Below are 11,808 nucleotides of genomic sequence, written 5' to 3' on the forward strand. Positions count from 1 at the left end.
CTTCTTTTTATTTTATTTTTGAAATGCCTCTAGGACTTCCTTTGCATGTCCCTTTGGTTTCACTTTAGGAAATACTTTGAAAATTTTTCCTTTCTCATTTACTAAAAATGTACTACGATTAATTCCCATAAACTCTCGACCCATGAATTTTTTTAATCCCCACACTCCAAATTTTTTACAAACCTCTGTTTCTACATCTGCAAGTAAAATGTAAGGTATGTTCATTTTATCACAAAATTTTCTATGTGATGTTACGTCATCTTTACTAATACCTACGATCTCTATTCCAGCTTTTTTGAATTTTTTATAATCTTTTGAAAATTCATCTGCTTCAGTTGTACATCCTGGAGTAAAATCTCTTGGATAAAAATACACAACATACTTTTGTCCTTTCAATTGTGATGATTTTACCAAGTTACCATCTGCGTCTTCTAATTGAAATTTAGGTACTGCTTTTCCTTCTTCGATCATACCACCCGTACAGTTTTTCCAGTTAAATATTCTTTGAGTAAAAATTGACTAGAATGTTTTATATGGACATCAAATTCGACATCGAATATGGTAAATCCACGAGCATGGCTTGCAGAAGCAATTGCAACATATGCTCTAGTATTCTTTGGACCATTATCTGTAATTCTATCTGCTGCATGGTATGGCGATGGATTATCAACTGAAGCAATAATTTTCATATCTCTTGGTCACGGTGGAATTATTGTTTTCATGGTTTATGCATTTGGACACATATCTGGAGCGCATATCAATCCTGCAGTTACAATACCTATGATGATTACAAAACAAATTGATGTTAAAAATGGAATTGGATACATTTTGTTCCAAATTATGGGTGCAATTATCGCTACCCTCACCTTACAGGCTCTATTTCCAGAAATTGGTAAAAAAGTATTCTGGGGTGCTCACGGGGGTCCTAGTGAATTAATTGGTAACAGTATGATGTCTGGACTAGTAGTCGAAATTATCTTAACATTCTTCTTAGTTGTTGTAATCTATATGGTGGCAGTTCATACAAAAGCACCAAAGCAGATCTATGGTGGTGCAATTGGTGGAATGGTTTTCTTACTTCACTTAGTTGGTGTACCTTTAACAGGCGCATCAATGAATCCTGCACGTTCCTTTTCCCCTGCAGTTGTATCTGGAGATGCAGGTTTATGGGAAGTACAGTGGTTATACTGGGTAGGACCAATCATTGGTGGTATCATTGGAGGTGTAGTAATGAACTATCTGTACGTTAAACCAGCAGAAAAAGAAGCCTAATTCTTTTCCAAACGTTTTTAACAATTTTTCCAAGTAAATTAATGGGTTCGTAGCTCAGCATGGATAGAGCGAGTGCTTGCGGAGCATTAGGTCGGGGGTTCGAATCCCTTCGGATCCGTTATAATTCCAATAGAGAAATGACGGCAAGAATTACCTTGAAACAAAAATTTTATGTAATTTTTTGGTAAAATAATAATACTTTAAATGATTTCCGGATGGAGGATTTCGGATGTTAAAAGATAAGATTGAAGAATTGAAAAAAGAAAAGGATGTAGTAATTCTTGCACACAATTATGAAATTCCTGAAGTTCAGGACATAGCTGATTTTGTTGGTGACTCATTAGGACTGGCACGACAGGCTGCAAAAACTCCTCATAAAACAATTTTATTCTGTGGTGTACATTTCATGGCTGAAACTGCAGCAATAATCAGTCCTGAAAAAAAAGTTCTCATACCTGATACTAATGCAGGTTGTTCATTATCTGATTCAATAAACCTTGAACAACTTAAAAAATGGAAATCAGAACATCCAAACGCAATTGCAGTTGGTTATGTTAACACTACTGCTGAAATAAAATCCGAATTAGATTATTGTTGTACGTCATCAAATGCTGTAAATGTTGTAAAAGCAATTCCAGATGACAAAGAAATTCTATTCTTACCTGACATGTTCTTAGGATCTTACGTTGCAAAGATGACTGGTAGAAAAAATATGTTAATCTGGGCAGGAGAATGTCATGTACATGCAGGTATTACACCTGATCATGTCAAAGAAAAACTAAATTCACTTGCTAATGCTGAATTTTTAATCCATCCTGAATGTAGTTGTACAACTCCTATGATGTACGATGTTGCAAATGGCAGCTATAGTTCTAATCAAGTACAAATTTTATCTACTGAGGGAATGATGAATCACGTAAAAAATTCAAAATCAAACGAATTTGTGGTTGCTACTGAAACAGGAATCTTATACCGAATGAAGAAGCAAAATCCGGACAAAAAATTCATTCCTGCATCTGAAAAAGCAGAATGTGAATATATGAAAATGATTACACTGGAAAAAGTATACAATTCTCTATTAAATGAAACAAACGTAGTTACTGTTCCAAAAGAAACTGCTGATAAAGCCAGATTGGCAATTGAAAGAATGCTTGCAATAAGTTAAGAAATCTCTAAACTCAAATCTATGCCATCAACTGAATTAGTTATACTTCCAACAGATATCATGTCGATATTTGTTTCAGCATATTTTGTAATGTTTTTTGAATTTATTCTTCCTGACGCTTCTAAAATTACTTTATTTCTTAATTTGAGCTCGGTTAATTTCTTCATAGTTTTTTTAATTTGAGTTGGAGAAAAATTATCTAACATTATGATGTCTGCGCCCATTTTTGCACACAAAATTGCATCACTTGATGTTTCAACTTCTATCTCAATTTTACCTCTCGTCTTTTTTGCTTTTCTTAAAATCTCTTCAATTGATTTCTGTACTGCCAAATGATTGTCTTTAATCATAATCATCTCGTTGAGATTCATTCTGTGTTTCTCACCGCCGCCAATTTTTACTGCTTCTTTATCAAAAAATCTTAAACCTGGGGCAGTTTTTCTTGTAGCAAAAACTTTAGACTTTGAGCCTGTAGATTTCACAAGTTTTTTGAGACTGTTTGTTTGTGTTGCAATCCCACACATTCTTGAGAGAAGATTTAGTGCGGTTCTCTCACATGTTAAAATGTCTCCTGCATTTCCACTTAATTCTAAAATAGTTTGATTTGGTTTTGCTGTTTTTCCATCTTGTTTGAGAATTTTTGTCTTACATTTCTTTAATGCAAAAATTTCTTTTGCATACTTTGTACCTGCTACAACAGTTTCTTCTCTAGTTATGATTCTTGCAACGATTTTTTGTTTTTTTAATAACTTACTTGTAATGTCGCCTTTTGCAACATCTTCATCTAAAAATCGTTTTAATTCTCTTTTTGGAGAATATTTCAATTTAAGTTACCTTTAATGCGTATTTACCTGGTTTAGTAATTCCTAATGTATTAGAAATTTTTGAGTTAGTTGGTTTCACAACTAATACTATTCCATTCCAATCAGGTGAAAGGTCTGTTGATTTACATACTGGACAAACTTTTGCTGTTGTCACACATCTACATTCTCTACAAGCTAATTCTTTTGCCAATTATTTTTCCTCAACTACAACTTCTTTTGCATCGACTTCTTCACCATTGGCCTTTGCAATTTCTTCTTTAATCCATTCTTCTGTACCTAGGAATGGCTGTCTACAAGTAATTCCAATCTTTCCCATTGTAGCTGCTTTACCTAATGACACTGCGGTAATTCTAGTTCTTAACATTGAACCAACTTTTAATGTTCTTCCACTTTGATTTGCAATTATCATTCCTGATGCAACATCACTTTTCAAATAATCATCCATAACTTGTGACAAATGTAACAATGCATCAGTTGGTCCAATTCTTACAAATGCACCAAAGTCGGTAATGTCTACAATTTCACCTTGAACAATTTCTTGTAATTTTGGATAAAATGTTAATGCTTGAAATTCTACTCTATGGAATGTACCTCCATCACCAGGAATCATTTTTCCCATTGGTTCCACTTTGGCATCCATTACCATAATGATATATCCTAACTCTTGATTGATCATACTTTCATATTTTGATTTCAAAATACTTTCTGCGGCTTTTTTCAATGTTGAACCAAATAGACTAGGTGGAATTCTTACAATATCTATTAGAGTTGAAACAGAAAACAATTGCAATTTTTTGATGGAATTTTTATTTATGAACCTTTGGGTATTTTTCAAGATTTTTTCAAAAAATTCCAATTTTTTTGGCATGTCTGTGCCTCAATTCACTATAATTCTCTAATTAGTTTGGACTAAGTAAAGAATATTTTAAATGAAGAGAATTAGTAATTTGCACAATGGTTGGCGTAGATCAAGTATTGGAAAAACTGGCAACAGTCGTTGATCCTGATTTGAAAAAAGATATTGTTTCAATGGGAATGATAAAGGATCTGGAACTAAACTCAGGTGATCTTAAATTTACTTTGGAATTAACTACTCCTGCATGCCCATTCAATGAAGAAATTGAAGAAGATGTAAGAAAAGCTATTGACGAAATTGATGGCATTGAAAATTTTGATATGAAAGTTACTGCAAAAGTTATGGAAGGTCGTTCACTTGATGCCGACGAAGCAATGGCAACTGTCAAAAATGTAATTGGTGTTGCTAGCGGAAAAGGTGGAGTTGGAAAATCTACCGTATCATTGAATCTTGCACTTGCATTATCTCAAACAGGCGCAAAGGTTGGTTTACTTGATGCAGATATCTACGGACCAAGTATTCCATTGATGTTGGGAATGAAAGATGGTGCAATGGAAGTAGAAGATAACAAATTACAACCTGCAACATTTAATGATCTCAAAGTAGTTTCTTTTGGATTCTTTGCAGAACAAGAACATCAAGCAGCAATTTATCGTGGACCAATTATTTCTGGAATTTTAAAACAATTTTTAGTTGACACAAACTGGACAGATCTTGATTATCTTATAGTTGATCTTCCTCCTGGTACAGGTGATATACCATTAACATTAGCACAAACAATTCCTATTACTGGAATTTTAGTTGTAACTACTCCACAAGATGTTGCAAGTAATGTTGCAGTCAAAGCAATTGGAATGTTTGACAAACTAAACGTACCAATACTTGGCGTTGTAGAAAATATGAGTTATTTTGCATGTCCTGATTGCACAAAGAAACATTACATCTTTGGTAACGGCGGCGCAAAAAAGATTAGTGAAAAACATGAAATTCCATTCTTAGGAGAAATTCCGTTAAACTCTGGAATTATGGAAGGTTCTGATTTAGGTAAACCTGTAATGATGACAAATACAGAATCACCTAGTGCAGATGCATTTAGAATTGCAGCAAAAAATGTTGCAGCACAATGTAGTATTGTTGCAGCAAAACTACAAGAAGAAATACAAGCAGAAGCTACTACAAACTAGTACATGATTTTACCACCAAACTTACGTGATGAGTTAAAAATTCCTCTTGGTAAATTAATTCCAAACGATTCATCTGAAAAAGAATCCTACATTCGAAAAATTTACTCTGAGAAAGTTGTAATTACTGTTGGAGATGCAACATCTGAATTACTTTTAGAAATGGGCCTAATTCCATTATTACACATAGTTGACGGACAAGAAAAACGTGAGAAACGTTCACCTCCTGAAATTGAATCCATCAGTACAGAATTAACTATAAAAAATAATCCTGGCGAAATTAGTACTGAGAGTTTTAATCTTCTAAAAACTATCTTTGATCAAAAACCTCCTATACGATTGCTAGTTGATGGTGAAGAAGATTTGTTGGTTTTACCTGTATGTCTATTTGCCCCTGAAAATTCAGTTGTAATGTATGGTCAACCAAATGAAGGATTAGTAATTGCTGAAATCACTGATGAAGTCAGAGAGAAGGTTCAAAAAATAGTAAATCAAATGAAATAAGGGATGATGAGACGGTGGCTGTATGACTTGTGATTACAACACTAAACTCTGACCATCTTTTACACTTTGCCAAGATCATTTGACACAATCCAATAAAGTCTGAAATTTATAATCTAATCATGAAGCTAGATGATGAGCTCCGTTTGATAGTATTGGAAAAAGTAGGGATATACTCAAAAAGATTCTCAACTCCTGAGCCACAAGTATTTTTTACAAACAAGGAAGTAATGGCTGCTCCAAAAGAAATCACTGAAGGTTGCAGAACTACGGCCTACAAGTATTATGGTGTATCATACATGGAAAAAAACACAATCTTCATCAATGTAAAAAAAATCCCTGATGAGAAGACTTTGGAAAATACAATTGTACATGAATTGATCCACCAAAGGTTTCCATATCTGAGTCATGGCAAGAGATTCAACAAATTAGTCCGCCAAGGCTTACGTGGAAAGACATTTGATCCATACAGGAAAAGAAATTCTCCTGAAATCTCTTGTTGATTTATATTCTTCACAGATTCGTTTTTCAAATATACGATGGCTACTGAAACTTTTCTGGGTTTGCCTATAGAGGTAATTATACCAATTATTGCCGCAATCGCATCATTTGCAGTTGCAGGCATATACACTGGTTGGGTTGCTAAACAAAATCCTGGCACAAAACAAATGCAGGAAATATCTGAAGCAGTAAGAATTGGTGCAGCAGCATTTTTGAGACGTGAAATGAGAATTATTATTCCAATAGCAATTGGATTATCTGTCATCATTGGATTTTTCATTGGTGATTCAAACGGAATTGCTTTTGCAGTAGGTGCAACACTTTCTGCAGTTGCAGGATTTATCTCACTAAAAGTTACAGTAAAGGCTGCAGTAAGAGCAGCACATGCAACAGGTTCTGGTTTAGGAAAAACTTTTGCTATTACATTTAGAGGCGGTGCAACAGTAGGTCTTGCAGTTCCTGCAATGGCATTAGCTGCAACCGCAATTTTGTATATGATTTATCCAAACCCAATTACTATTGCCGGTATCGGAATTGGTGCAAGTCTAATTGCATTGTTCATTAGAATCGGTGGTGGAATTTTCACAAAGGCTGCAGACATGGGTGCAGACTTGGTAGGAAAAGTAGAAGCAAACATTCCTGAAGATGACCCACGAAATCCTGCTACAATTGCAGATAACGTAGGTGATAACGTAGGAGATGCAGCAGGCATGGGTTCAGACGTATACGAATCATACATTGTAACAATTTTAGCATCATTACTAATTGCAGCATTAATCGGTTCACCAGAAAACTTTGCATATCCAATCTTAATTGGAGCATCTGGACTCGTAGCATCAATCATTGGTACAGCAACAATTGGCTCTAGAAAGATTACTGATGTCATGAAGCCGCTGAATATTTCATTTTATGTTTCAGCAGCAATAGCAATTGCACTAAACTTTGTATTCACTCAGATAATTCTAGGAGACACACCAATTGCTTACGCACTATTTGGCGCTACAGTCATTGGTGTAATTCTGGTTCCAGTTATACAAAAAATTACAGACTATTACACAAACGCAAACTCAAAACCTGTTGTAGAAATCTCTGAATCTGCAAAGTGGGGTTACGCATCATTAACATTAATGGGAATTATCAAAGGATTACAATCAACCGGACCATTCATGATTGCACTAGTTGCAGCAATTATCGTTTCATTTGCAATTACATCTGCAGCAGCACCAGAAGGTACCGACCCACTACTATACGGAATCTTTGGAACATCACTAACTGCAATGGCTATGCTAAGTCTCGCAGGAATTGTTCTTTCAATTGACGCATTTGGTCCAATTGCAGACAACGCAGGCGGTATTGTAGAAATGACAGAAATGGGTGAAGAGAATCGTAAAATCACTGATGAAATTGACGCAGTTGGAAATACGACAAAGGCTGTAACCAAAGGCTTTGCAATTGCAAGTGCCGCACTAGCAGCATTAGCAATGATTCAAGCATTCCAATTCGAAGCATCACACTATTTCCAAGACATGGTAATTGATTATGGTCTATCAAACCCATCTGTAATTGTAGGTCTCTTAGTCGGTGGATTAATTCCATTTATCATCACAGGCCAATTAATCAGCGGCGTAGAACGTGCAGCAAAGAAAATGGTCTATGAAGTAAGAAGACAGTTCAAAGAAGATCCTGAAATTTTAACCGGTAAATCAAAACCTGATTATGCAAAGTGTGTAGATGTGGCAACAATTGCATCAATTGGTGAATTATGGAAATCCGCATCAATCGCAGTAGCAGCACCAATCATTGTTGGTATTTTGTTAGGTCCATCTGCAGTAGCAGGTCTCTTAATGGGAGCAGTTGTTTCTGGAATATTCTTGGCATATCACTTGGCAAACACTGGTGGTGCATGGGATAACGCAAAGAAACTCATTGAAATGAAAGGTGAAAAGGGTACTGAAGAACACAAAGTCGCAGTAGTCGGTGATATCATTGGTGATCCTTACAAAGACACAGCAGGTCCTGCACTAAACACAGTAATCAAACTCTTAAACACAATTGCAATCGTATTCGTACCCGTATTCTTTGCAGTTATTGTATTATAGTAAAATACTATATCTTTTAGAGAATTATAGTAATCGTGTTATCTAAAACCATCTTCATGTTCATTGGCTGCATATTTGGAAGTGTTGCAGGAATATTTCCAAGTAATTTGATAATGTTTTACGGTTTTACCACTGAAACGTTTAGCATGTCCATTCCGTTTATTGTGGTTGGTGTAGTAGGAGTTGTAGTATGCTTTCACTTTGCTCATAAAGCAGAAAATGTTCAGTCTGAAACATCTTAGAAACTTTTATCAATAAATTACTTCTATAACGAATACGAAAAATATACTGATTTTATCAATAATCTTCACTTTTGCTATTGGACTTTATGCCGCACCTGGTGCATTTGCTGAACACAGCATGAATGTTACCGTAGAGAACGCAATGGGTTCTTCAACTCCGGGATGTGAACCAGACTGTTTCTTACCTTCAACAGTTACTATTGGTGTTGGTGGAATGGTTACATTTGCTAACAATGATTCTGCAGCTCACACTTCCACATCTGGAACTCCTGCTGATGGACCAAATGGTATCTGGGACAGCTCATTAGTTATGATGGGCGCAGCATACACAACTCCAGCATTAGATGCAGGTGAATATCCGTACTTTTGCATGGTGCATCCTTGGATGGAAGGGTTGGTTATAGTAACTGATGATCATAATGCAGTTACATCTACGCCATCTATTGGTCCACTGAGCTTTTACATTGACAAAACAACATACACAACTGGAGATACAATTATTGTTACAGGTAGTGGTGCTTCTCCTGAATCTAGTGTAGTGATACTTGTAAATGATCCTGATGGAGATATGGTTCTTGTTACACAGACCGGTGTAAATTCCGATGGTTCGTTTGAAACAACAATTCCAACTGATCCTACAGGAACATTATGGGGACAAGAGGGTTTTTACTCACTTGATGTATCTGATGGTCCTGAAACATTGTTTGTAGAATTTCTCATGTCAAATAGTCCCATAAACTCACATGTAATTGAAAACGCAATAGGTTCTTCAACACCGGGATGTGAACCAAATTGTTTCATTCCTTCTTTTTTAATAGTTGATCCTGGTGACATTGTTACATTTGTCAATAATGATTCTGCAGGTCACACTTCCACATCAGGAACTCCAGCAGATGGTCCAGATGGAAATTGGGACAGTAGTTTAATGTCACCTGGTTACGGTATGGATGTTATTTTTGAAATTTCTGATGCAGGACAAGAGTTTCCATACTTTTGCATGGTACATCCATGGATGGAAGGAACAATAATTGTTAGTGGTGGTGGAGCAACCTCTTCATCACAAGCTGAATCTTCACAAGCACAAGATGATGCAGCAGAAAGAATAGCAGCTGCAGAAGCAGCAGCTGCCGCAGCAGAAGCCGAGGCTGCAGCACGTATTGCAGAAGCTGAAGCCGCAGCAAGAATAGCAGCAGCAGAAGCAGCAGCTGCCGCAGCAGAAGCAGCAGCTGCCGCAGCAGAAGCAGCATCACAACAAGCAATTGCAGAATTATCTGTTAATGAAAAGATAGAGATTACAATGGACTTTACCAATGATTCAGACGTTCAACAGTCATTTGCACTAATTGTACAGATTAAAGATTCTAACAACACTACAATTTCACTATCACACGTTACTGGAATGCTGGGCGCTGGACAAACATTAGACCAAGTCTTATCATATATGCCAAGTGAGGCAGGAACCTATACTGTTGAGAAATTCCTATGGAATAACTTTGCAGATCCTACGGCATTAACTGATAGCAAAGAAACGTTCTCACTAACAGTATCCTAAAAATAAAATAAAATAAAAAAAGATTATAGAATTAACAGCCTTCCATCTTTTGGATGAAATAACCTTTTTCTTTAATCTCGTTTTCTACTGGTTCTGGGGCACCTTGTGTGTGACAGAATTGGCATTCCTCTCCTGTTACAGTAGCACCTTCTTCACCAACAGTTGCTAGCCATTCTTTTGCAAATGCAATTGCTTGATCATGATCCTGCTTATCGGTGATAACATCGAAATGCATTGTATGACCATCTTTGGCTTTAACATAAGTGTCGTAGACGTGTATATCCATTGCCATATTCAAGTTCCAAGATTAGTTCTATTTAATTTATCACTATATTATTGAAATCTGTTTTACGTTCTCGTCTTGTAAAATGAAGCAGTTCATCTCTTTTGTCTTACCTGAATAAATTATCCATGGGAAAGGATTCACTCTCATGAACTTTTTATCTGTCTCTGAAGGTTGGGCTTCTGATTCTGGATGTGAATGAAAGATACAAACTATTTCCATGTTTGATTCCTTTGCCTTTTGATCTACTTCAAATTCTTTATCTGGAGAAATTGTAAACATAACTTCAGACTTTGTAGTATTTTCAGTCAGAACTATTTCTTTCACGGTCCAATTCTCGTCAGTTTCGTTTCCCACTAGAATTGCACAGGATTCGTATGGCTTTTCAGCTTCTGCATACTTAGCTAGTTCTTCTTTATCCTTTTCTGATAAAATAATGGATTTATTCACTATTGTTATTGTGAAGGCTCTTGTATAATTATTGTTGATACCATCCATGGGTGTACAATACACATGTATTCGTATTCTCCAAGGTCTAACTTGTTAGTATCAAGTTTGTAAGTTTCACCGGCATTTAACAAGCCTGTGTCAAATGTTTCTCCAAAGTCTACTGAACTTGTGGCAGTATGTGACATTGCATCATCATTCACCCACTCTATGATGTGTCCTTGTGGAACTAACGCTTCATCTGGATCATAGTCTGGAGCACCTTGTACATCTGAACCTGCTAACATTGAAATCACAAACAGTGGTCCTTCTGGAATTGCTTCTTCTATAACTTCTTCAATTTGCTCAACTTCTGTTGCAACCATGTATTGATCTGGGCTTACAAATCCAAATGCCACGTAAAGTCCAATTCCTGTTCCAAATGCTATGATGAAAATTACTCCAACAGGTTTTGCATATACTGGTATTTTCATTGCAAAGTAAGAGATTACAATTGCTGGAATTGCAATCATGATTAGAAATCCTGCAAATAATGGTAATGTTGAATTCTCTGTCAGCGTTGTTGCAAATGTTCCGAATCCTAGAGAAATTGAGACGATTGTTAATACGGTTGCTTTGGTACGGTTGGATGTTGAAATACCACCTTCCAAAAGACCTGCTGCTAAAATTATCAATCCGAACATGAAAAGTAATCCGGTTAATGCGTGCATTCCATCAATGAATGTGTGGGCAATTCCTGAATATGATGTGACAAGACCTGCAAGTCCAATTGCAGTTAGCCCTCCTCCTGGCATGATTAGATCCCAATTACTCAATTCTGCTTTGATGCTTTCAGAGTATTATTTTATCCTTATGTAACAAAAAAGATCGTCTATTAGAAGGGAA

Annotated in this window: 15 protein-coding genes and 1 tRNA gene; 9 read left to right on the forward strand and 7 right to left on the reverse strand. The window is 36.1% G+C overall.

The genetic code is table 11. The features are described from left to right. Positions 1–12: 12 nt before the first annotated feature. Positions 13–471, reverse strand: a complete 459-nt coding sequence (gene bcp / locus T478_RS02395; RefSeq protein WP_048104889.1) for a thioredoxin-dependent thiol peroxidase — start codon at positions 469–471, stop codon at positions 13–15. 87 nt (positions 472–558) lie between these two features. Here bcp and T478_RS02400 point away from each other — a divergent pair, with 87 nt between their 5' ends. From T478_RS02400 to nadA, 3 genes are all read left to right on the forward strand, one after another. After that, positions 559–1,272 carry an MIP/aquaporin family protein gene (locus tag T478_RS02400; RefSeq protein WP_048104890.1) on the forward strand — a complete coding sequence of 238 codons (714 nt, stop codon included), beginning with the start codon at positions 559–561 and terminating at the stop codon, positions 1,270–1,272. 43 nt (positions 1,273–1,315) lie between these two features. After that, positions 1,316–1,390 (forward strand) — tRNA-Arg (locus T478_RS02405). Between the two features lie 111 nt (positions 1,391–1,501). Next, positions 1,502–2,437: a quinolinate synthase NadA gene (gene nadA, locus T478_RS02410; protein WP_048104892.1), complete on the forward strand. Its 936-nt coding sequence runs from the start codon at positions 1,502–1,504 to the stop codon at positions 2,435–2,437. Here nadA and nadC read toward each other — a convergent pair. From nadC to T478_RS02425, 3 genes are read right to left on the reverse strand one after another with little or no spacing between them, the layout of a single operon-like run. Continuing rightward, the gene (gene nadC / locus T478_RS02415) at positions 2,434–3,261 is read right to left on the reverse strand and encodes a carboxylating nicotinate-nucleotide diphosphorylase (protein ID WP_048104894.1); all 828 of its coding nucleotides are present in this window, start codon (positions 3,259–3,261) and stop codon (positions 2,434–2,436) included. The genes nadA and nadC overlap by 4 nt on opposite strands. 1 nt (position 3,262) lies before the next feature. Further along, positions 3,263–3,451: a transcription elongation factor subunit Spt4 gene (gene spt4, locus T478_RS02420; RefSeq protein ID WP_048104898.1), complete on the reverse strand. Its 189-nt coding sequence runs from the start codon at positions 3,449–3,451 to the stop codon at positions 3,263–3,265. After that, complete coding sequence (locus tag T478_RS02425) at positions 3,452–4,045, reverse strand: DNA-directed RNA polymerase (protein WP_048106792.1); 594 nt, start codon at positions 4,043–4,045, stop codon at positions 3,452–3,454. A gap of 170 nt (positions 4,046–4,215) precedes the next feature. Between T478_RS02425 and T478_RS02430 the strand changes: the two genes are divergently transcribed. The 6 genes from T478_RS02430 (at position 4,216) to T478_RS07330 (ending at position 10,193) form a co-directional block, all read left to right on the forward strand. Next, the gene (locus T478_RS02430; protein WP_048104900.1) at positions 4,216–5,301 is read left to right on the forward strand and encodes an Mrp/NBP35 family ATP-binding protein; all 1,086 of its coding nucleotides are present in this window, start codon (positions 4,216–4,218) and stop codon (positions 5,299–5,301) included. A gap of 3 nt (positions 5,302–5,304) precedes the next feature. Beyond that, positions 5,305–5,802 carry a GTP-dependent dephospho-CoA kinase family protein gene (locus T478_RS02435; protein ID WP_048104902.1) on the forward strand — a complete coding sequence of 166 codons (498 nt, stop codon included), beginning with the start codon at positions 5,305–5,307 and terminating at the stop codon, positions 5,800–5,802. A 119-nt stretch (positions 5,803–5,921) separates the two neighbouring features. Next, complete coding sequence (locus tag T478_RS02440; RefSeq protein WP_048104905.1) at positions 5,922–6,302, forward strand: M48 family metallopeptidase; 381 nt, start codon at positions 5,922–5,924, stop codon at positions 6,300–6,302. A gap of 36 nt (positions 6,303–6,338) precedes the next feature. Further along, complete coding sequence (locus T478_RS02445; protein ID WP_238573630.1) at positions 6,339–8,399, forward strand: sodium-translocating pyrophosphatase; 2,061 nt, start codon at positions 6,339–6,341, stop codon at positions 8,397–8,399. Between the two features lie 56 nt (positions 8,400–8,455). Beyond that, positions 8,456–8,641 (forward strand): hypothetical protein, encoded by a 186-nt coding sequence (locus T478_RS02450; RefSeq protein WP_048104907.1) that lies wholly within the window; start codon positions 8,456–8,458, stop codon positions 8,639–8,641. A gap of 118 nt (positions 8,642–8,759) precedes the next feature. Then, a complete protein-coding gene (locus T478_RS07330; protein ID WP_052433843.1) occupies positions 8,760–10,193 on the forward strand; it encodes a cupredoxin domain-containing protein in 1,434 nt (477 codons plus the stop codon). Between the two features lie 31 nt (positions 10,194–10,224). On the opposite strand, the gene T478_RS02465 is transcribed toward T478_RS07330, so the two are convergent. The 3 genes from T478_RS02465 to T478_RS02475 are packed head-to-tail and all read right to left on the reverse strand — an operon-like array spanning position 10,225 to position 11,738. Next, complete coding sequence (locus tag T478_RS02465) at positions 10,225–10,479, reverse strand: DUF2024 family protein (protein WP_048106801.1); 255 nt, start codon at positions 10,477–10,479, stop codon at positions 10,225–10,227. Between the two features lie 42 nt (positions 10,480–10,521). Next, on the reverse strand, positions 10,522–10,926 hold the full coding sequence (locus T478_RS02470; RefSeq protein WP_238573631.1) for a M67 family metallopeptidase: 405 nt from the start codon (positions 10,924–10,926) through the stop codon (positions 10,522–10,524). Between the two features lie 5 nt (positions 10,927–10,931). Beyond that, the gene (locus T478_RS02475; protein ID WP_048104911.1) at positions 10,932–11,738 is read right to left on the reverse strand and encodes a cupredoxin domain-containing protein; all 807 of its coding nucleotides are present in this window, start codon (positions 11,736–11,738) and stop codon (positions 10,932–10,934) included. Positions 11,739–11,808 lie beyond the last annotated feature (70 nt).

Origin of the sequence: Candidatus Nitrosopelagicus brevis, from assembly GCF_000812185.1 — an archaeon.
Taxonomy (GTDB): Archaea; Thermoproteota; Nitrososphaeria; order Nitrososphaerales; family Nitrosopumilaceae; genus Nitrosopelagicus; species Nitrosopelagicus brevis.